Annotated in this window: 15 protein-coding genes and 3 tRNA genes; 12 read left to right on the top strand and 6 right to left on the bottom strand. The window is 73.2% G+C overall.

What is annotated here, in order from left to right:
* Positions 1 to 161 precede the first annotated feature (161 nt).
* Together ACGFT2_RS25230 and ACGFT2_RS25235 are read left to right on the top strand one after the other, a co-directional pair.
* Positions 162 to 794: a LysE family transporter gene (locus ACGFT2_RS25230; RefSeq protein ID WP_393282008.1), complete on the top strand. Its 633-nt coding sequence runs from the start codon at positions 162 to 164 to the stop codon at positions 792 to 794.
* Between the two features lie 161 nt (positions 795 to 955).
* Positions 956 to 1040 (top strand) — tRNA-Ser (locus tag ACGFT2_RS25235).
* 191 nt (positions 1041 to 1231) lie between these two features.
* Here ACGFT2_RS25235 and ACGFT2_RS25240 read toward each other — a convergent pair.
* Entirely contained in the window at positions 1232 to 1504 is a 273-nt protein-coding gene (locus tag ACGFT2_RS25240) for a hypothetical protein (RefSeq protein WP_393282010.1), read from the bottom strand.
* Between the two features lie 403 nt (positions 1505 to 1907).
* On the opposite strand from ACGFT2_RS25240, the gene ACGFT2_RS25245 reads away from it, so the two are divergent.
* Positions 1908 to 2093 carry a DUF6381 family protein gene (locus ACGFT2_RS25245; RefSeq protein WP_393282012.1) on the top strand — a complete coding sequence of 62 codons (186 nt, stop codon included), beginning with the start codon at positions 1908 to 1910 and terminating at the stop codon, positions 2091 to 2093.
* A gap of 227 nt (positions 2094 to 2320) precedes the next feature.
* On the opposite strand, the gene ACGFT2_RS25250 is transcribed toward ACGFT2_RS25245, so the two are convergent.
* Positions 2321 to 2788, bottom strand: a complete 468-nt coding sequence (locus ACGFT2_RS25250; RefSeq protein ID WP_393282014.1) for a hypothetical protein — start codon at positions 2786 to 2788, stop codon at positions 2321 to 2323.
* Positions 2789 to 3030: 242 nt separating this feature from the next.
* Positions 3031 to 3903, bottom strand: coding sequence for a bifunctional DNA primase/polymerase (locus tag ACGFT2_RS25255; RefSeq protein WP_393282016.1), 873 nt, complete (start codon positions 3901 to 3903; stop codon positions 3031 to 3033).
* Between the two features lie 378 nt (positions 3904 to 4281).
* Between ACGFT2_RS25255 and ACGFT2_RS25260 the strand changes: the two genes are divergently transcribed.
* From ACGFT2_RS25260 to ACGFT2_RS25285, 6 genes are all read left to right on the top strand, one after another.
* Positions 4282 to 4593 carry a hypothetical protein gene (locus ACGFT2_RS25260; protein WP_393282017.1) on the top strand — a complete coding sequence of 104 codons (312 nt, stop codon included), beginning with the start codon at positions 4282 to 4284 and terminating at the stop codon, positions 4591 to 4593.
* 266 nt (positions 4594 to 4859) lie between these two features.
* Positions 4860 to 5831: a bifunctional MaoC family dehydratase N-terminal/OB-fold nucleic acid binding domain-containing protein gene (locus ACGFT2_RS25265; protein WP_393282209.1), complete on the top strand. Its 972-nt coding sequence runs from the start codon at positions 4860 to 4862 to the stop codon at positions 5829 to 5831.
* Positions 5828 to 6343, top strand: a complete 516-nt coding sequence (locus ACGFT2_RS25270) for a MaoC/PaaZ C-terminal domain-containing protein (RefSeq protein ID WP_393282019.1) — start codon at positions 5828 to 5830, stop codon at positions 6341 to 6343. The genes ACGFT2_RS25265 and ACGFT2_RS25270 overlap by 4 nt, the downstream gene beginning before the upstream one ends.
* Complete coding sequence (locus tag ACGFT2_RS25275) at positions 6340 to 7506, top strand: lipid-transfer protein (protein WP_393282020.1); 1167 nt, start codon at positions 6340 to 6342, stop codon at positions 7504 to 7506. The genes ACGFT2_RS25270 and ACGFT2_RS25275 overlap by 4 nt, the downstream gene beginning before the upstream one ends.
* Before the next feature lie 610 nt (positions 7507 to 8116).
* On the top strand, positions 8117 to 8707 hold the full coding sequence (locus ACGFT2_RS25280; protein ID WP_393282022.1) for a SigE family RNA polymerase sigma factor: 591 nt from the start codon (positions 8117 to 8119) through the stop codon (positions 8705 to 8707).
* A gap of 98 nt (positions 8708 to 8805) precedes the next feature.
* Positions 8806 to 10461, top strand: a complete 1656-nt coding sequence (locus ACGFT2_RS25285; RefSeq protein WP_393282023.1) for a long-chain fatty acid--CoA ligase — start codon at positions 8806 to 8808, stop codon at positions 10459 to 10461.
* 116 nt (positions 10462 to 10577) lie between these two features.
* Here ACGFT2_RS25285 and ACGFT2_RS25290 read toward each other — a convergent pair whose 3' ends face one another.
* Positions 10578 to 11831, bottom strand: a complete 1254-nt coding sequence (locus ACGFT2_RS25290; protein ID WP_393282024.1) for an MFS transporter — start codon at positions 11829 to 11831, stop codon at positions 10578 to 10580.
* A 133-nt stretch (positions 11832 to 11964) separates the two neighbouring features.
* Between ACGFT2_RS25290 and ACGFT2_RS25295 the strand changes: the two genes are divergently transcribed.
* Positions 11965 to 12546 (top strand): TetR family transcriptional regulator, encoded by a 582-nt coding sequence (locus tag ACGFT2_RS25295; protein WP_393282026.1) that lies wholly within the window; start codon positions 11965 to 11967, stop codon positions 12544 to 12546.
* 27 nt (positions 12547 to 12573) lie between these two features.
* On the opposite strand, the gene ACGFT2_RS25300 is transcribed toward ACGFT2_RS25295, so the two are convergent.
* Positions 12574 to 18012 carry a PAS domain-containing protein gene (locus ACGFT2_RS25300; RefSeq protein ID WP_393282028.1) on the bottom strand — a complete coding sequence of 1813 codons (5439 nt, stop codon included), beginning with the start codon at positions 18010 to 18012 and terminating at the stop codon, positions 12574 to 12576.
* Between the two features lie 545 nt (positions 18013 to 18557).
* Positions 18558 to 19055, bottom strand: a complete 498-nt coding sequence (locus ACGFT2_RS25305; protein WP_393282030.1) for an SSI family serine proteinase inhibitor — start codon at positions 19053 to 19055, stop codon at positions 18558 to 18560.
* 366 nt (positions 19056 to 19421) lie between these two features.
* On the opposite strand from ACGFT2_RS25305, the gene ACGFT2_RS25310 reads away from it, so the two are divergent.
* Positions 19422 to 19512, top strand: a tRNA-Ser gene (locus ACGFT2_RS25310).
* 215 nt (positions 19513 to 19727) lie between these two features.
* A tRNA-Arg gene (locus ACGFT2_RS25315) sits at positions 19728 to 19800 on the top strand.
* Positions 19801 to 19813: the final 13 nt, after the last annotated feature.

Raw genomic sequence — 19813 nt, forward strand, 5'->3', positions numbered from 1 at the left:
TCGCGGCCCCGGTTCGAAAACCGGTTGTCCGGTCGCCCTCACTGCCGCGAGGATCGGCCCATGACCTCGATCCCCGTAGTCCTGCCGCCGACCTCCGCCGCGCGATCGGTGCGAGGCCAGCAGCAGTCCGGCCGACCGTGGAGGCCGACGCTCTTTCACGCGTGAGCGCCGCCCTGGTCGCGGGGCTCCTCGCCGGTTATGGCATCGCCATGCCCGTGGGAGCGGTCGCGACGTATCTGGTGGCGCTCACCGCCCGGACCTCTCTGCGGACCGGCGCCTGCGCAGCGCTCGGGGTCGCGACCGCGGACGGCCTCTATGCGCTGATCGCCGTGATCGGTGGCTCGGCGCTGACACACGCCATCCAGCCGATCACGGGCCCCATGAGATGGGGCGCCGCCGCCGTCCTCGTCGTACTGGCGGCCCACGGCGCGGTCACGGCGATCGCCCGTCACCGCGGGCCCGGGACGGCGGCGCGTACCGACGAGACCCCCATCGGCCCGGGGCGGGCCTACCTCGGCCTGTGGGGCATCACGATGATGAACCCCGTCACCGTGATCTACTTCGCGGCTCTCGTGCTCGGCAGCCGGGCCTCGGCGGAGGCGAAGCCTTTGCAGCAGGCCGTGTTCGTGCTGGCCGCCTGTGCGGCATCCGCCAGCTGGCAACTGCTGCTCGCCGGCGGTGGAGCACTGCTCGGCCGGCTGCTGACCGGCAGCCGCGGCAGGCTCGTCACCGCGATGGTGTCCAGCACCGTGATGACCGTACTCGCCGCCCGCATGCTCCTGTCCCCGTCCTGACCGGCCGACCGACCGGCGGTTCCGGCCCGCCGCCCCGCTCCCGCGGGACCCGCCGGGCCGCCGGTCACCACCAACCCGCCCTCCCACCCGGGCCCACACCCCCACCCCGCCCGCCGATCCCGGTACGCTGTACCCGCTCCGGCCCTGGTGGCCGGTGCCGAGGTGGGTTGCCCGAGCGGCCTAAGGGAACGGTCTTGAAAACCGTCGTGGCGCGAGTCACCGTGGGTTCAAATCCCACACCCACCGCTTAGCAGGTCGGAAGCTTGCAGGTCAGAAGGGGTGCCACTCTCCGGAGCGGCACCCCTTCCGCATGACCTTGTCTCACCCTGGCCCGCCGGTACCCCACCGATGAACAGCGCGTGCGGCCAACCTGCGGCCAGGATTCAGGGCCCCTCGGCCCCACTCTCGTGCTCTGCCAACCCTCGAGTTCCGGGCGGTCACTTCACCTCCACCCGCACCTTCCACGGCGTGACGACAAGCGGGCAGAGTCGGCCCGCGCCGGGTCGGCAGTGCCTTGCCGCGCTGATCGCCGCGATACCGTCCCTCTCGACGTGGAAGCGTGCCGTGGCGTTTCCCGTCGCGGTCGTGCTGCCCGCGGTCCGCCGGAGGACGGCGGAGTCGCTCACCGGGATGCTCCAGGAGTAGGTGAGCCCGTGGTCGCGGTAGCCGGTGAGAGTGACTTCGATGTCGTCACCGGTCCGTGCGGACACGGTCCTGCCGTCGTCCGCGTTCGTAAGAGCAACGCGTGCGGCCGTCTGGCGCGTCGCCTGGCTGTGAGCAGCCGCTGGCGCTGTCGCAGATGTCATGACAGCAACCAGGGCCAGTCCCACTCCCCAGGGAGCGGCAGACCGATTCGTTCCCACTACGTTTTCCTCCCTTGGTCCCGGCGGGTCGGACGTCCTTCCCGACGGCATCAGTGGAATTGATCCTTCCGGTCAGCGCGACGTGACAGCGAGGAGTCGCTGCGAAACCACCCGGCCGAGGGTTGTGGCGCCCCCACGTCAGACACGCCCTAAGCGCGACGAGCCCACGAACGGCACGTCGAGATGCCGAGACCACCGGAGCTTGGTTCGCTGGTATCCGTAGCCCCCTCCACGAAAGCGAGGTCCGGTCATGAGCAGCGGAGAGACACGCGCACGGATTGAGCAGATGCGCGAAAAGGCCAGGGCACTTGCGGATGCCGCGGAGCACACCAGCGACCCGGAGGAGCGGCAGCGACTCCAGGAGAAGTCCCGCAGGCTGCAATCCCAGAGCGAAGAGAGCGCCATGCGGAGCGGAGACATCTACCCCCCGGAGTAGGCGGCGCCCTCCTGGGCATCGCTTACGACGCCGGGCCCGAGGAGTATCCGACCAGCGCGGACGAGGACGACGAGGTACGGAGCGTCCCACGGTCCGCGCTGTCCATCACCCCTGCGAACACTGCCGACCAGACAAGGCCCCAGGGATCACGAAGGACCGGAAGGAGCCTGACTTTCGGACCGTCTTGACCCGACCCGAAGATCCGCCGGGCAGGTTCTATCAGGCGCTCAGGAAGTGGTGGCGCAGATGGCGTAGACGGAGATACTGACGTCATCGCTATTAGGCGACCAACCGTAGGCGATCCACCCGTCGTTGTCGCTGCTGGGGAAGGATCCCCCCAGGCTGGCCTGGAATGTTGAGGAAGTGGCCGTGGCCCCGCCGCCGATCACTCGCTTGCCTGCGGGGCACGACGCCTTACGCTGGGTGAAATTGGGCACGGTCTCGGCGGGGAGCCTGACAGTCTCCACGCCGGTCACCCCGCCGCTTGCGGGAGGTGGTGTCGTCGCGGCCTGCTGGCAGGAAGCGGTCTGATTCACCTGGTTGTTGTTGCCGGCCACGTTGTTTTGTGCATTGCACACCAGCGGTGACAAGAGCCCCAACAGGGGGCCGTCCTGGGCCTGGGCTTGTCCTGAGCCAAAGGTACCCATGGCCACGGCTGCGGTCAGCGTTGCGATGATCCGACCGGTCTTCCTCATTCAGGATCTCTTTTCCGTAGCAGCACATGGATTTGACCTGCCGGGAAATCTACTGTTCCGAGGTGTGCATTCATGAATCGACATGACCGTTTCGTCCATTCAGGCCAGACTTGGATGGCCTTCGGAAGAGTCACCGTGGGTTCACATCCCGCACCCACCGCGCAGTTGGACGGCCCTGGACCCGGATGAACCGGTCCGGGGCCGTTGCTGTCGGTCCCGCCGGGGCGCCGGGGTGCTTGTCCTCAGGATCGGTGGCCTGTCATGCGGGCCGCCGAGGCGATCGTGGCGCGGGCCTCGCGTTCGCTGAGGCCGGTGTGGCGGGCCGCTTCGGTCAGGGGGTCGGCGAGGACGGGGCCGATGCCGTTCTCGTAGGCCCGGCAGGCCGCCCAGAACAGCCGGGTGTTGCGCTGACCCTCGTGGGCGGAGAGGACGAACTGGACCAGGCCGCGGCCGTGGTCGCCGGGTGCCGGGGGTGCCGGGTGGTTGCCGCGCGGCGGGGGCAGGAGCAGACGCAGCAGGGAGGCCGGGCAGGGGGCGGGGGCCAGCTGCGCGGTGCCGGGGGCGGTCGCGTAGACGCCGTGTTCGGTGCGGGAACCGGGGCCCACCAGGTAGCCACCGGCGCCCCGGATGTCGATGCCGGGGGCGAGCCGGCCGGCCGAGTTCGGTACGACGACGTCCGGCGGGCCGGTCAGCCACAGGTGCCGGCCGCCGCTCGGGGTGAGGACGACGACGGTCGGCGGGATCGTGAACAGATGGCGCAGGGCCAGCTCGCGCAGGGCGGCCGAGGAGTCCGTGCCCGACTTGGTGTCCAGGTCGACGCCGATCAGGTGGTACGGGGGAAGCCCGCAGGCGATGCCGTAGCCGGTGGGCCTGGACGCGGCGGCGAACAGCTCGCGGATGCGGACGGGATCGGTCGAGGCGTCGTACACGCCGTGGCCGAAGCGGCCGCACTCGCCGTGGCAGCGTGGTGCCGCCGGATCGGGGTCGGCGTGGTGGGGCGAGCGCAGGGCGGGGAGTTTCGTCCGGGACAACGGGATGACGGCCAGGCCGCGCTCGGCGGCTGACAGGGCGTGTGCGAGGGCCAGCGTCGTGGCCTGCCGGTCGATGGTGGCCATGGTCTTATATTCGTACACGCGTTCGAAAAAGGGAAGAGGGGGCGGGTGGGGCGCGCCGGGGCGGGGTGGATCGGCCGGAGAGTGCCGGAAAATGCCGGAACGATTCTCTTCTTGTGTCGCTTGGCGGGTGAACATCCGCAGTCGCGCCTGCTGGGGCATCGCGGGCCAGAGGTGGCGTTAGGGGTTTATCGACTTGTCATCACGCTTGCGTGCGAATCACCGCTTCCGGGGTGGTTCGCCGGGGATTCGGTGGGCAACTCTTGGGGCGTGACGTCGTCCACGACAGTCCAGGCGGTCGGCCAACTGCCTTGACACAAACCGTAGTTCACGTGCTTCCGGCCCATGGGGCCGCAGAGTGCTCGGTTCTGGAGGAACAACATGGCAAGCATCCGTACCGCCCGCGTTCTCGCCGTCGTCGCCGCGCTTCCGCTCGCAGCCGCTCTCTTCACCGGCATCGCGGCCGCTGACAACGGCGGCTTCGCGGACGACGGATCGAACGCGGGAGTGGCGTCCGTCATCGGCAGCGGAGTCGGCCACGACAACAACGGCAACTCGTCCACCACGCAGCAGAACGCGGTCGGCTCCGGGGCCTCGAACCAGAGCAGTACCGCGCAGGTGAACGGATCCGCGTTCACGGCCATCCAGCAGGGCAACGAGAACGTCGCCGTCCACTTCACCCACCTCTGGTGACCGTAGGCCGAGGTTCCTCCTGAGGAGGGCTTCGCGGGGTGTGCTCAGGGGTCGTAACACGTCCGCGCGGCGGTACTTCGGTACCGCCGCGCAGGCGTTCTCCGCCCGGTTCCGCTGCGTGCGGCCGACCTTGACACCCGACCGTATCTGACGGACAGTCAGAAATCGTCTGGATGGTCGGAGGCCGTCAGGCCGAAGCCGTGCGGGCCGATGCCGTGCTGGCCGGGGCCGTGTGGGCCGATCGGGAGGCGGAGGTGAGCGCGGAGATGGACGAGGTGGGGACCCGGCTCAAGGCGTACGAGGGTCTGCCGGCCACCGTCGCCGGAGTGGGCAAGGACCCGGTGAACGCGCCGATGATCCGGCACTGGTGCGAGGCGATGGGCGACACCAGTCCGGCCTACCGCGGCCCGGACGCCATCGCCCCGCCGACCATGCTCCAGGCCTGGACGATGGGCGGCCTCTCCGGCCACACGGGCCGCACCGGGGCCTACGACGAACTGCTCGGCCTGCTCGACGCCTCGGGGTGCACCTCCGTGGTGGCCACCGACTGCGAGCAGGAGTATCTACGGGCCCTGCGCCCGGGCGACGAGGTCACGTTCGACTCCGTGATCGAGTCCGTCTCAGGACCCAAGACGACCAAACTGGGCAGGGGCTACTTCGTCACCACCCGCACGGACGTCCGGGTCGGTGGCGATCTGGTGGGCACGCACCGGTTCCGCATCCTCAAGTACGCCCCCGCGCACACCGGTCCGCGCGCACGGCGCCCCCGTCCGGTGGTCAACCGGGACAACGCGGGCTTCTGGCAGGGCGTGGCCGAGCACAGACTCCTCGTCCAGCGCTGCACGGACTGCGGCACACCGCGCCACCCCTGGCTGCCAGGCTGCAACGCCTGCGGCGGCCTGGGCTGGGACACGTTCGAGGCGAGCGGTGCGGGCACGGTCCACTCCTACGTGGTGATGCACCATCCGCCCTTCCCGGCTTTCGATCCCCCGTACGCCGTCGGCCTCATCGAACTGGCCGAAGGCGTGCGGATGGTGGGCAACGTGGTGGGGGTGCCGTACGACAAGGTGCGCATCGGGCTGCCGGTGCGGGTGGAGTTCCGGACCTACGAGGACGACGACGGCGCGCTGGTCCTGCCGGTCTTCCGCGTCGCCTCCTCCGGGTCGCAGGAGGCGAGGGACGACATGGACGTGGACCGCGCGGACGCCGGGGCCCGGACCGGGGCGGGTGACGCATGACGACGGCACTCACGGCGGGCACGGAACTGCCCCCGCTGGAGATCCCGGTCACCCGCACGCTCATCGTGGCGGGCGCGCTCGCCTCCCGGGACTACCAGGACGTGCACCACGACGCGGAGCTGGCCAGGGCGAAGGGCTCGCCCGACGTCTTCATGAACATCCTGACGACGAACGGCCTGGTCGGCAGATACGTCACGGACCACTTCGGTCCGGCGGCGGTGCTCCGCAAGGTCGCCATCCGGCTCGGCGCGCCCAACCACCCGGGGGACACGATGGTGCTGACGGGCAGGATCGAAGCGGTCGACGGCGACACCGCCACCGTGCGGGTCGTCGGCGCAAACGGCATCGGCCGGCACGTCACGGGCACGGTGACGGTGACGGTCGCGGACGCGCGGGTCCCGGGCGCGGGGGCCGCTGAGGTACGGGTCCCGGGCGCGGGGGCCGACGACGCATGCGTCCGCGGCGCGGAGGCCGCTGACGTGCGGGTCCCGGGCGCGGAGGTCACGTCGTGAGTCTGCGCGGGCGCGACGCGCTCGGCGGCCGGGCGGCGATCGCCGGCATCGGGGCCACCGAGTTCTCCAAGGACTCCGGGCGCAGCGAACTGCGGCTGGCGGTGGAGGCGGTGCGGGCCGCGCTCGACGACGCGGGCCTCACGCCGGGCGATGTGGACGGGCTCGTGACGTTCACGATGGACACCAGCCCGGAGATCACGGTGGCCCAGGCCTGCGGGATCGGCGAGTTGTCGTTCTTCTCCCGGATCCACTACGGGGGCGGCGCGGCCTGTGCGACCGTCCAGCAGGCGGCGCTGGCGGTGGCGGCGGGCGTCGCGGAGGTGGTGGTCTGCTACCGGGCCTTCAACGAGCGCTCGGGCCGCAGGTTCGGCGCCGGCGTGCAGCACCGTGAGCCCACGGCGGAGGGCGTGGCGCTGGGCTGGGCGCTGCCGTTCGGGCTGCTCACCCCTGCGTCCTGGGTGGCCATGTCGGCCCAGCGGTATCTGCACGCGTACGGGCTGACGCCGGAGGCGTTCGGGCACGTGGCCGTGGTGGACCGCAAGTACGCGGCGACGAATCCGGCGGCATGGTTCCACGGACGCCCGATCACGCTCGCCGACCATGCCGCGTCCCGCTGGATCGCCGAGCCGCTCAGGCTGCTGGACTGCTGCCAGGAGACCGACGGCGGGCAGGCGATCGTCGTCACCTCCCTGGAGCGAGCCCGTGACCTGCCGCATCCGCCCGCGGTGATCGCGGCGGCGGCCCAGGGGGCCGGCCGGGCGCAGGAGCAGATGACCGGTTTCCACCGCGGCGATCTGACGGGCCTGCCGGAGATGGGCGTGGTGGCCCGCCAGTTGTGGCGGACCTCCGGGCTCGCACCTGCCGACATCGACCTGGGGATCCTGTACGACCACTTCACCCCGTTCGTGCTGATGCAGCTGGAGGAGTTCGGGTTCTGCGGGAGAGGGGAGGCGGCGGACCTCGTGGCCGAGGAGAGGCTGCCGCTGAACACCCACGGCGGGCAGCTCGGGGAGGCGTATCTGCACGGCATGAACGGCGTGGCGGAGGCGGTACGGCAGCTGCGCGGCACGGCGGCGAACCAGCTGCCGGGGGTGTCCCGGACCCTGGTGACGGCTGGCACCGGGGTACCGACGTCGGGCCTGGTGCTCGCGGCGGACCGCTGAGCCCCCCCCCCGCGGACCGGTCCACCGAGGAACGCATGCTCCCGCGGCCGGGCAGGCCCCAGGGACAGGGTGCCGGGGCTCACACCGCCGGGCAGGCCTTGCGACGGCAGCGCACCCGGGCTCCCGCCGCCGAGCGGCCCCCGGCGGCAGGGCTACGGGGCTTCCGCGGGCGGGCAGGTCCTGCGACGGCAGCGCACCCGGGCTCCCGCCGCCGAGCAGACCCCGGCGGCAGGGCTACGGGGCTTCCGCGGCCGGGCAGGTCCTGCGACGGCAGCGCACCCGGACTCCCGCCGCCGAGCAGACCCCGGCGGCAGGGGTACGGGGCTTACGCGGGCGGGCAGGCCCCCAGTGGCAGGGTGCCCGGCCCCTACGGCCGGGCACGGCGTGACGAGGGTGGGCGGGGCGCACCCACCGGCCGGGCACAGGGCCCTTCGTGGCCGGGCTCGGGGCCGGACCCGGACCCGGCATCAGGGTCGGACCCGCAGGCGGAGTGGATCTGCCGTCCACCTTCAGGAGGTGCAGGCACCCCCACCCCTACAACCTGAGGGGGACTCCCCTTCGGGACCTGCGGCCGATCCGCCGGGCCGGCCCCCGCTTCTAGCGTGGAGCCATGACCGCACCCGTCTGCACCAGCGCCTCGGCCGCCGCACCAAGCCGGCGGAACCGCCCCCAGTCCGGGCTCCGCTCCGGCGGCGGGACGCCCACGTACCCGTCGTTCGCGTCGTACGTGCGGGCCCGCCAGCCGGTCCTGCTGCGTACCGCCCGCTCGCTGACGGCGAACCCCTGCGATGCCGAGGACCTGCTGCAGACCGCCCTCGCCAAGACCTACGTGGCGTGGGAGCGGATCGAGGACCAGCGGGCGCTCGACGGCTATGTGCGCCGGGCGCTGCTCAACACGCGGACCTCGCAGTGGCGCAAGCGCAAGGTGGACGAGTTCGCCTGCGAGGAGCTGCCCGAGCCGGAGTCCGCGCCGGGCGACGGAGACCCGGCCGAACGGCAGGCCCTGCACGACGCCATGTGGCGGGCGGTCGCGAAGCTGCCGGCGCGGCAGCGGGCGATGGTCGTCCTGCGGTACTACGAGGACCTCAGCGAGGCCCAGACCGCCGAGGTGCTCGGCGTGTCCGTGGGCACGGTGAAGTCGGCGGTGTCCCGGGCGCTGGGCAAGCTGCGCGAGGACCCGGAGCTGATGCTGGTCCGCTAGCCCGAATTTCCCTTCCCCTAGTGACATACCGCGCGGTATGTGCGCAGAATCAGCGCAACCTCTACCACCGCGTAGGCAATGTCGCCCGGGAGGACGCCGTGCTGAGCACGATGCAGGACGTACCGCTGCTGATCTCGAGGATCCTGAACCACGGATCCACGGTCCACGGCTCATCCCAGGTGACCACCTGGACCGGGGAGGCCGAGCCGCACCGGCGCACCTTCGCCGAGATCGGCGCCCGTACGGCCCAGTTGGCGAACGCGCTGCGAGACGAACTCGGGGTCCGCGGCGACGACCGCGTGGCCACCTTGATGTGGAACAACGCCGAGCACGTCGAGGCGTACTTCGCGATCCCGTCCATGGGCGCGGTGCTGCACACCCTCAATCTGCGGCTGCCCGCCGAGCAGCTGGTGTGGATCGTCAACCACGCGGCCGACAAGGTCGTCATCGTCAACGGCTCGCTGATCCCGCTGCTGGCGCCGCTGCTGCCCAAGCTCCCGGCGGTCGAGCACATCGTCGTCTCCGGGCCCGGTGACCGTACCCCGCTGCACGGCACACACGCCCGGCTGCACGAGTACGAGGAGCTGATCGCCGGCCGGTCCACCGGGTACGACTGGCCGGAGCTGGACGAGTGCCGGGCAGCCGCCATGTGCTACACCTCCGGCACCACCGGAGACCCCAAGGGCGTGGTGTACAGCCATCGGTCGATCTACCTGCACTCCATGCAGGTCAACATGACCCAGTCGATGGGCCTGACCGACCAGGACACCTCGCTGGTCGTGGTCCCCCAGTTCCACGTCAACGCCTGGGGCCTGCCCCACGCCACCTTCATGACCGGCGTGAACATGCTGATGCCGGACCGTTTTCTGCAGCCCGCGCCGCTCGCCGAGATGATCGAGCGGGAGAGGCCGAGCCACGCGGCCGCCGTGCCGACCATCTGGCAGGGTCTGCTCGCCGAGCTGCAGGCCAGGCCGCGCGACGTCGCGAGCCTCACCCAGGTCACCATCGGCGGCGCGGCCTGTCCGCCCTCGCTCATGGCGGCCTTCGACCAGCTGGGCATGCGGGTCTGCCACGCCTGGGGCATGACGGAGACCTCCCCGCTGGGCACGGTCGCCCGGCCGCCGGCCCACGCGGTCGGGACCGACGAGGAGTTCGCCTACCGTCTCACCCAGGGCCGCTTCCCGGCCGGCGTCGAGGCCCGCCTGAGCGGTCCCGACGGCGAACGCCTGCCCTTCGACGGCGAGTCGGCGGGCGAGCTGGAGGTGCGCGGCCCGTGGATCGCGGGCGCCTACTACAACGGCCCGGACGCCGAACCGCTGCGCCCCGCCGACAAGTTCAGCGAGGACGGCTGGTTGAAGACGGGCGACGTCGGCACCATCTCCCCCGACGGTTTCCTCACCCTCACCGACCGCGCCAAGGACGTCATCAAGTCGGGCGGCGAGTGGATCTCCTCGGTGGAGCTGGAGAACGCGCTGATGTCCCACCCGGACGTGAGCGAGGCCGCCGTGGTCGCCGTGCCCGACGACAAGTGGGGGGAGCGCCCGCTGGCCACGGTCGTCCTGCGGGAGGGCGCCACCGCCGACTTCGAGACCCTGCGCGTCTTCCTCGCCGAGGAGGGCCGCATCGCCCGGTGGCAGCTGCCCGAGCGCTGGACGGTGATCGCGGCGGTGCCGAAGACGAGCGTGGGCAAGTTCGACAAGAAGGTGCTCCGCAGGCGGTACGCGGACGGCGAGCTGGACGTCACCCGACTCTGACCGGCCGATCCGCGGCACACCGTCGACCGCATCGGCGTACGCCACAGGCCCCCACCCGGCGTGCGCCGCTGCCGGCCGCCCCGGTCGCGCCCGGTGTCGGGAGTGGGGGGTGATCGTCAGCTGGTCGGTCCCGGTGTGAGCGGTGTGGCTCCCGGCCGCGTGCGCCGGGTGGGCCGGATCGTCGCCACCCAGCCGGGGATCAGCCACGCACCGGCCACCGCGCACACGCCGGTCCAGCCCCAGTGGCCGAAGGCCGGGCCCGCGGCGGCCGAGGCGAGCGCGCCGCCGGCGAAGCCGGAGACGACGTAGGCGGTGTTGGCGGTGGCGGGGGTGGCGGTCGTGGTCAGGGCGAGGGTCTGGTTGGCCACGTGGGAGGCGACCAGGGCGGCGTGGACTGCGATCGCGGCGGCGAACAGGGCCGCCATGGCGTGGCCGCCGAGCCAGAACAGCGGCACGGATACGGCCGCCAGCAGATAGGCGACGCGCACGACCCGCGTGGCACCGAACCGGTCCACCAGGCCGCCGGCCGGCGGGGCCACCGCAGTGGCGGTCAGGCCGAAGAGGCCGAACAGTCCGGCGGTCGCGGTCGTGAGGCCGTAGGAGGGGCCGGTCAGCAGGAGCGTGAGGGAGGTCCACAGCGCGCTCCAGGCGCCGAACATCCCGGCCTGCCGCACGCAGGCCCGCCACAGATCGGGCGAGCGGCGCAGCAGCCCCGGCAGCTCGGCGATGCCGGAGAACAGCCCGCTTTGCCGCGAGCGCCGTTCCGAGGGCAGGGCCAGGGCCGTGGCCAGACCCAGCACGAGGGTCAGTACGGCGGACCCGGCGAACACCCAGCGCCAGCCGAACGCCTGCCCGGCGAGGGCGCCGACGACACGGGCGGCGACGATTCCGGTGAACAGACCGGCGATGACGGCCGCGACATGGCGCGCGCGCCGGTCGGCGGGCGCGCGCTCCGCAACCAGTGGCACGAGCAGCTGCGGTACGACGGTCGCGGCGGCGGCGACGAACACGCAGGCGGAAAGGGCGGCGATGCCGGGGGCGAGGGCCGCGACGACGAGCGAGACGGTGGTGGCCACGGAGAGGCCGGCGACGAGCGGGCGCCGGTCGACGCGGTCGCCGAGCGGCGCGAAGAAGAGCAGCCCGGCCGCGTAGCCGAGCTGGGCGACCGAGGCGATCCAGGTCACGGCCGACGGGACCGTGCCGAAGTCATGGGCGATGAGCGGGAGCAGCGGCGCCGCGAGGTAGATGTTGGCGGCCGTGACGGCGGTGCAGACGGCGATGAGAAGGAGGAAGAAGGAGCCCGAGGCGGGCCGCTCGCGGGTGACGACCGGTATGCCCGGCGTTAGACGGGTGGCGGTGGCTGACGGCATGGGCGGGACTGCTCCTTGGGCCGGTTCTTACAACTAACTGGTTGGTTGGAAGTCTCCAACAGCTTGCCGTCCGCCCGCTTCCCCGTCAACCAAATAGTTGGTTACTTCTCTCGCCCGGCCCTAGCCTGTGCCTATGGCAGCAGTGAGGGACCCCGAGGCCACCAAGGCCCGCATCTTCGACGCGGCGGTCACCGAGTTCGCCCGGCACGGGATCGCGGGCGCCCGGATCGACCGCATCGCCGCCGCGGCCAAGGCCAACAAGCAGCTGATCTACGCCTACTTCGGCAACAAGGCCGAGCTGTTCACCCAGGTCCTCGGCAGCTGCATGGTCGACCTGGCGGCGGCCGTGCCCGTCGATCCCGACGACATCGAGGGCTGGATCGACCGCCTCCTCGACTACCACGCCACCCACCCCGAACTGCTGCGCCTGCTGTTCTGGGAGGGCATCGAGTACGGCACCGCCGAACTGCCCGACGAGACACGGCGCCAGGAGCACTACGCCCGCAAGGTCGCCGCCGTCGCCGACGGCCAGGCCCGAGGCGTGATCACCGACGCGATCCCGCCCGGCGACCTGCTGTTCCTGCTGGTCGCGCTCGCCAACTGGACCGCCGTCGTCCCCCAGATGGGGCGCATCCTCGCGGGCGGCCAGCAGCCCGACCGCGACCGCCTGCGGGCCTCCATCAAGGAGGCGGCCCGCAGACTCGTCGCCGGCTGAGGCGCCCCCGCTCCGCGCCGGCGCCGATCAGTTCGTGCCGATCCGGGCCAGCAGGTCCACGATCCGTGCCTGCACCTCGGTGCTGGTGGACCGCTCGGCGAGGAACAGCACGGTCTCGCCCGAGGCCAGCCGGGGCAGGTCGGCCTGGTCGACGGCTGCGGTGTAGACGACGAGCGGGGTGCGGTTGAGCTGCCCGTTCGCCCGCAGCCAGTCCACGATCCCGGCCCGCCGCCGGTGCACCTGCATCAGGTCCATCACCACGAGGTTCGGCCGGAACTGCCCCGCCAGCGTCACGGCGTCGTTGTCGTTCCCGGCCCGCGCCACCTGCATCCCGCGCCGCTCCAGCGTCGAGGTCAGGGCCAGCGCGATCTCCGCGTGCTCCTCGATCAGCAGCACCCGAGGCGGATGCTGCTCGCTGTCCCGGGGCGCGAGCGCCTTCAGCAGTACGGCGGGGTCGGCACCGTAGGCCGCCTCGCGCGTCGCCTGCCCGAGCCCGGCCGTGACCAGCACCGGCACCTCGGCGGCCACGGCGGCCTGGCGCAGCGACTGAAGCGCCGTGCGCGTGATGGGCCCGGTCAGCGGATCGACGAACAGCGCGGCGGGGAAGGCCGCGATCTGCGCGTCCACCTCTTCGCGCGAGTGCACGATGACGGGCCGGTAGCCACGGTCGCTCAGCGCCTGCTGCGTCGTCACGTCCGGCGCGGGCCACACCAGCAGCCGGCGCGGGTTGTCCAGCGGCTCCGGGGGCAGCTCGTCGTCCAGCGGCTGCGGCCGCGGGGTGTCGGACACCTCGACGGCACCGCCGGGACCGTCCAGTGGCTCGGGCCCCTCGGCGGCGTCGGGCTCCGGGGCACCTATGGCGTACGACCGTCCCGCACCCTCGGTGCCCGTGCCGATCCGGGTCTGCCCGGTCGGCGTGGGCTGCGCCGCCGATGCCTGGCCGCCGAGCGACGGCTGTGCGGGCGCGGGTTCGGCCGCCGGATGCGGCCGGACCGCCTCGTCCGGCTGTGCCTCGGCGCGGGCGGCCGGGTCGGGGGGCGTGCCCAGCTTGCGCCGGCGGCCGGAACCACCCGGCGTGTGCGGGGGCGGAGTCGCCATCGGCTGCTGCACCTGCGCGGCCTGCCGCGCGAACGGCACGCCCTGCCCCAGCGTCCGGACGCTGATGGCACGGCCGTGCGTCGAGTTCGGGTCCACGGCGGCTGCCGATGCCTCCGCGGGCAACGGCTGCGCGGCCCGCTGCGGCCGCGCACCGGCGTGTTCCGCGGGCAGCGGGGTGCCGGGCGGCGTACCGGCCGGGTTCGCAGGCGGTACGGGCAAGCCCGCACCGGAGGTGTCGTCGGCACCGGGCCACTGCTGGGGGACGGTGGCCGCGGGGGCGGTGCCGGTGGACGGCACCGGCACCTGACCGTTCGGGGTTTCCGTGGGCAGCGGCTGTGCGACCGGGGGCACCACCGGGGTGCCGCCGGGCGGGGTGCCGGGCTGCGCGGCGGCCGTCCCGGCGGTCTGCTGCCCAGGTGCGGCGGGTGCCCCGGCGCTCTGCTGCATCTGCGCGGCGGCCTGCTGCATCTGTGCGGGGCTCTGCTGCATCTGTGCGGCGGGCGTCTGCCGCGTTCCGGCGGCCTGTTGCACCGGGGCGGCCGCCGCCGGTACGGCCTGGCCGGCGGTGCCCTGCACGGGAACCGCGGGATGGGGGATGGTCACCTGCGGGCCGGGTACGACGGCACCGGGCCGGCCGCCGGGCTCCGCCTGCGCGGTCACCGGTGCGGTGGCGTGCGTCTGCCCGGCAGGGCCGGCGGGCGCGGCGGGCGTGGGGGCAACCGGGGTGGCGGGGGAGGCCTGGACGGGGATGCCCTGCCCCGCCGTACCCTGCGCCGGGATGCCGTGAGCGGCGGTCCCCTGACCGGGAGCCGGCGGTACGGCCGCGCCCTGACCGACCTGACCGCCGGCGGCCGAGCCCGGAACGGCTCGTGCGGCGGCCGCATGACCGGAAGCGGGCGAGTGCGCCGGAGCGGGGTGTCCCGCAGCCGCCGACGGGGGGACGGCCTGTGCGGCGGTGGCCGCCGCTCCGGGTGCGGTCCCCGGCACGACGGCCTGGGCGTTCTCGGGCGGCTGGGCCACTGCCCGGCGGCGCCGTCCGGTCGGCGCGGTGGTGGGATGCGGCTGAGGCGGTGTGTGGTCCTCGGCGTGATCGGGCGGCACGGCGTCGTGCCGCCCGTCGTCACCGGGCACACCCTCACCGGCCACCGGCATGGGGCCGGACACCTGAGCCTGTCCGGGTACTCGAGCCTGTCCGGGCACCTGGCCGTGTCCGGGCGTCCGTCCCTGCCCGGAGACCGGTCCGTGTCCGGAGACCGGTCCGTGTCCGGGAGCGACCCCCGCGTCCGGACCGGCGACGGCGTCGGGTCCGGCAACCGTGCCCAGACCGGGGACCGCGCCATGACCGGCAACGGCACCGGGTCCGGCGACGGCACCGGCACCGGGTCCGGCGGCGGCACCAGCGCCGGGAGCGGCACCGGGAACCTGCCCGGCGGCCTCCGGCTGCCCCTCGGCACCGGCACCGGCACCCGGGCCGACGGGCATGGCCGTACCCGGACCGACAGGCATGACGGCCCCCGGAACGGAGGGCATGACGGCCCCCGGACCGGCGGGCGCGCCGGCCTGCGGAACGATCGGCACGGCGCCGCCGGGACCCGCAGGCGAACCCGGGCCCACCGGCGCACCCGGTCCCGCGATCATCCCGGGACCCACGAACGCGCCCGGCATCCCCGGACCCGCGGGTGTACCCGGCATGCCCGGACCTGCCGCTGCGCCCGGCGCAACCGCCCCGTCCGGCGCCGCGGCCGTGCCCGCGTTCCCGCCGAGGTCTACGTCTACATCTACGTCTGAGTCTGCGGCCGTGCCCGTGCCCGTGCCCGTGTACGCGGTCGCGTCCGTCGCGTCCGTCGCGTCCGTCGCTTCCGGTCGGCGGTCGGCCTCGGCTGGTGGCAGGGCGAAGACAGTGCGCGCGCCGCCCGCCGCCTCCGCAGCTGCCGCGGCACGCTCCGCCGCGGCGGCCAGCGCACGGCGGCGCCGCCCGGTCGGCTCCGTCCCCTCGGCCGGGGCGGCCGCCGCACCGGGGTGCGCCTCCGCACCCGAAAGCCCCTGTGCGCCGTGAACGGCAACCGCCCCCGGCGTCGGTCCGTTGCCGGCCGCCGGCAGGGCGGGCGGCAGGGCTGCCTGTGGGGCGCCGGAGTCACGGCGAGCGCGGCGGCCGGTCGGCGTGGGCACGCCCTGCGGCGGCACGGTGCCGCCGAGTCCCGTACCGGAGGCGGCTGCTCCTGCCGCGTGTTCGGCGGCGGTCATCACGGCACCTTCGGCCACACCCTCGCCGCCACTGCCACTGCCACTGCCACTGCCACTGCCACCGGAACCGGGACCGTCACCGGAACCGGGACCGTCACCGGAACCGGGACCGTCATCGGAACCGGCGCCGGCGGTGGAGCGCTCGGCGGGCCGGCCACGGCGGCGCCCGGTACCACCGGACGCGGTCTCCGCGCTCTCGGCGGGGATCGCCAGGGCGGCCTCCTCGGCGGGCGCGCCGGCCCGCCGCCGGCGCCGTCCGGTCGGTGTGGTCGCCTCCGCCTCACCGGTGGCCTCGACCGCGCCGGTCACGTCACCGTCCAGGAAGGCGTCCGTGGAGGCCCGCCGGGCCCGCCGCCGCCCGGCACCGGTACCGCCGGAGTCCTGCTCACCCGCGCCGGACTCCGCCGCCGGCACCGCACCGGCGGGCACGACCTGAGCGCCGGTCTGCGCGGCGACCGCCCCGGCGCCACCGCCGAGCGGTACTTCGAGCACGTACGCGCTGCCGCTCATGCCCGGCACGTCGTGCGTCTGGAGCACGCCGCCGTGGGCGCGCACGATCCCGCGCACGATCGGTTCGTGCACCGGGTCTCCGCCGGAGTACGGCCCGCGCACCTCGATCCGTGCGACCTCACCGCGCTGTGCGGCGGCGACCACGACGGTGTTGTCCATGTAACCGCCCGCGGAGACGGGCGCGTTGCCGGTCGCGTCGACGCCGGCCACATCCGCGATCAGGTGCGCGAGTGCGCCGGCGAGCCGCTGCGGGTCCACCTCGGCCTCGATGGGCGGCGCGTGCACGGCGAACTGCACGCGCCCCGGCCCGATCAGCTCGACGGCCCCGTCGACACCGGCGGCGACGACGGCGTCCAGCATCACCTTCGTACGGGTGATGTCCTCGCTGCCCGTGTCCAGCCGCTGGTAGCCGAGGACGTTGTCGATCAGGGTGGTGATCCGCGAGTAGCCGGCGGACAGGTGGTGCAGCACCTGGTTGGCCTCGGGCCACAGCTGGCCCGCGTCGTCGGCCGCGAGCGCGGACAGTTCGCGCCGCAGCTCGTCCAGGGGGCCGCGCAGCGACTGCCCGAGCAGCGTGAGCAACTGCTCGTGCCGCCCGGCGAGCGCCTCGTACCGGTCCTTCTCCCGCTCGGCGAGCGCGGCGTAGCGGTCCTCGCCGGCCCCCAGTTCCTCCGCGTGCTTCTCGCGGAGTTCCTCCAGCTCGGTGACGTGCTGCCGGCGCAGCGCGGTCAGGTCGGAGGCGTGCTCCGCGGAGAGCCGCTCCACCTCCTCGGCGTGCGCTGCCTCCAGGGCGGCCTTCTCCTCGGCGAGGCCGTCGTACGGCCGGCGGTCGGTGAAGGTCATGACGGCGCCGACGAGCTGATCGCCGTCGCGCACCGGGGCGGTGGTCAGGTCGACCGAGACCTTCTCCTCGCCCTTGGACCACAGCACCTGCCCGCGCACCCGGTGCTTGCGCCCGGAGCGCAGGGTGTCGGCGAGCGCGGACTCCTCGTACGGGAAAGGGGAGCCGTCGGCACGGGAGTGCAGCACGAGGGTGTGCAGCTCCTTGCCGCCCAGCTCACCCGCCCGGTATCCCAGTATCTGGGCGGCGGCCGGGTTGACGAGCACGATCCGCCCGTCGGTGTCGGTCCCGACGACACCCTCGGAGGCGGCCCGCAGGATCATCTCGGTCTGCCGCTGCGAGCGGGCCAGCTCCGCCTCGGTGTCGACGGTTCCGGACAGATCGCGCACGACGAGCATCAGCAGCTCGTCGCCGGTGTAGCCGTAACCGTCGTACGCCTGCTGCCCGTTCTCCAGGTTCGCGCTCGTGACCTCGACCGGGAACTCGGTCCCGTCGGTGCGCCGCGCGATCATCCGCGTCGGCTTGGTCCGCCCGTGCGGGTCCATGTGATCGGGCCGCCGCATGGACCCGGGGATGAGCCGGGAGTCGAACTGCGGCAGCAGATCGAGCAGCCCGCGCCCCACGAGCGCGGTCCCGGGCGCCTCGAAGGCCTCCAGCGCGATGGTGTTGGCGTTGACGACCGTGCCGTTCGCGTTGACCAGGACCAACGCGTCCGGCAGCGCGTCGAGTATGGCTGCGAGGCGAGCAGCGCCTCGGGATGGCCTGCTGCTCACGAGACGCTTCCCTCCTGTTACCGCACCTTGCCGACCGCTCGGGCCATCTTGCCAACCGGCCCGCGACGTGTCACGCGAGGGAGTCTAAGCGCATGGGTCGCGCCCGCGGCGCCGGATGAGAGGGAGGTCCCACGTGGAAGTGACAACGAACGCGTGACCGCATGCCCAGGCTTCGCGAGACCTTCGCGGGACCTTTACGGCAGCGTTGATTCCGCTGAGCGGCGTCTGCTGGTCCGGTGGGGCGGCGTCTGCCGGTTCCGCGGGACGGCGTCTGCCGGTTCCGCCGGGTGGCGTCCTCGATTCCGCCGAGCGACGTCTGTGCAGCGCCGACGCCGTTCCCCGCGCACCACTCCGCCGGCGGGCACGCCCCACGCGCGCGCCGCCCGCGCCACCCGTACGCAGGACCTTCAGAGTCGCGCGCTTCCCGGCCGGACCTCGAGAGTCTCGCGCCCCCTGGCCGGACCGCGAGAGTCTCGCGCTTCTCGGCCGGACCTCCGGAGCCTCGCGCTTTCCGGCCGTCTCCCGCTTCTCGGCCCCCGCGGCTCCTACGCGGACGTCTCCGGTGTGGGCAGCAGGGGCACCATTCGGTCCCACCGCCCGATCTCGCATCCGTTGCCGCGGCTGTAGGTGGCGTCGACGGGTCGTCCGGCCCACGTACCGGTGACGTGGGCGGTGGCCGGCCCGCCGTAGAGCATGGTGCAGTTGCTGCCGGAGGGCACCGGAGCGAAGGGGTCCCGGCCCCAGCGGGTGTGCGTGTCGAGGGTGCGGCAGGCCCCGGCCACGTCCGGGTGACGGCCCGCGTCGGGATGACATGCCACGTCGTACGTCCCGTCCCGGCCGGGCCCGGCGTTCCGGACGACGACGGTGAGGTGATCACCGCGCGGCTCGGCGTGCCGCTGCGGGGCCCGGTCCTCGGGCCGGACGGGCGGCGGCATGGCACCGGCCGCCATGGCGGACACCGCGGTGAGCGGGACGAGGGAGGCGACGGTGGCGAGGGACGACACGAGGAGGCGTCGCCCGGCGGCCGGCAGAAGAGAATCCATGCCCTGTCCAACGCCTCCGGCCACCGGACGTTGCGCCACACACCCCTCCCACCCCCCACGTCGTCCCACCCCTTACCCGCGCCCCTCCCCGCCCCCCCGGCCCGTCCCCTCCCTGTCCCCTAACCGCCGCCCGCCCCGTCCCCCTCCTGTCCCCCCTCCCGCCGCCCGCCCTTCCCTCCGCCTCCCCCGCCCGACCCATCCGTCCCGACGGCCACGTGGCTCCCGCCGCCACGACGCCCCCGCCAGGGGAAGCCCTTTGCCCTGCGACCCGACTGCCTAGTACCGTGGGGGGCGATTGGTGACACCGCACCCGACTGTGTCATCATCTGCACGCACCACTCGCGCGCTCGCGTGAGCGGTTGTGCTGGAGGCGTCGCCTAGTCCGGTCTATGGCGCCGCACTGCTAATGCGGTTTGGGTCTTACAGCCCATCGAGGGTTCAAATCCCTCCGCCTCCGCACCGATCCCGAAGCCCCGGTCCCCAGGACCGGGGCTTCGGCGTTTCCCGGCGCACCTCTCCGCACCGTCCCGCTGCTCCCACTCTGGACGTTTCCGCAGGTCACAAGGGGTGCGCCTATCGGATTTCACATGGCGGCGGCAGTCATGTAATGTTCTTCCTGTCGCCGAGAGCGGGCCGGAAGGGCCGGGACCGGAGACGAAAAACAAAAAACAAGCACTCGTAGCTTAACGGATAGAGCATCTGACTACGGATCAGAAGGTTGCAGGTTCGAATCCTGCCGAGTGCACACAGGTTGAAGG

The organism is Streptomyces sp. NPDC048514, assembly GCF_043199955.1.
Taxonomy (GTDB): Bacteria; Actinomycetota; Actinomycetes; order Streptomycetales; family Streptomycetaceae; genus Streptomyces.

Excerpts from the sequence above, each read along its gene's own strand:
- ACGFT2_RS25245 (WP_393282012.1), top strand. The coding sequence starts at position 1,908 with ATGAGCAGCGGAGAGACACGCGCACGGATTGAGCAGATGCGCGAAAAG.
- ACGFT2_RS25250 (WP_393282014.1), bottom strand. The coding sequence starts at position 2,788 with ATGAGGAAGACCGGTCGGATCATCGCAACGCTGACCGCAGCCGTGGCC.
- ACGFT2_RS25255 (WP_393282016.1), bottom strand. The coding sequence starts at position 3,903 with ATGGCCACCATCGACCGGCAGGCCACGACGCTGGCCCTCGCACACGCC.
- ACGFT2_RS25260 (WP_393282017.1), top strand. The coding sequence starts at position 4,282 with ATGGCAAGCATCCGTACCGCCCGCGTTCTCGCCGTCGTCGCCGCGCTT.
- ACGFT2_RS25265 (WP_393282209.1), top strand. The coding sequence starts at position 4,860 with ATGGACGAGGTGGGGACCCGGCTCAAGGCGTACGAGGGTCTGCCGGCC.
- ACGFT2_RS25270 (WP_393282019.1), top strand. The coding sequence starts at position 5,828 with ATGACGACGGCACTCACGGCGGGCACGGAACTGCCCCCGCTGGAGATC.
- ACGFT2_RS25280 (WP_393282022.1), top strand. The coding sequence starts at position 8,117 with ATGACCGCACCCGTCTGCACCAGCGCCTCGGCCGCCGCACCAAGCCGG.
- ACGFT2_RS25290 (WP_393282024.1), bottom strand. The coding sequence starts at position 11,831 with ATGCCGTCAGCCACCGCCACCCGTCTAACGCCGGGCATACCGGTCGTC.
- ACGFT2_RS25295 (WP_393282026.1), top strand. The coding sequence starts at position 11,965 with ATGGCAGCAGTGAGGGACCCCGAGGCCACCAAGGCCCGCATCTTCGAC.
- ACGFT2_RS25305 (WP_393282030.1), bottom strand. The coding sequence starts at position 19,055 with ATGGATTCTCTTCTGCCGGCCGCCGGGCGACGCCTCCTCGTGTCGTCC.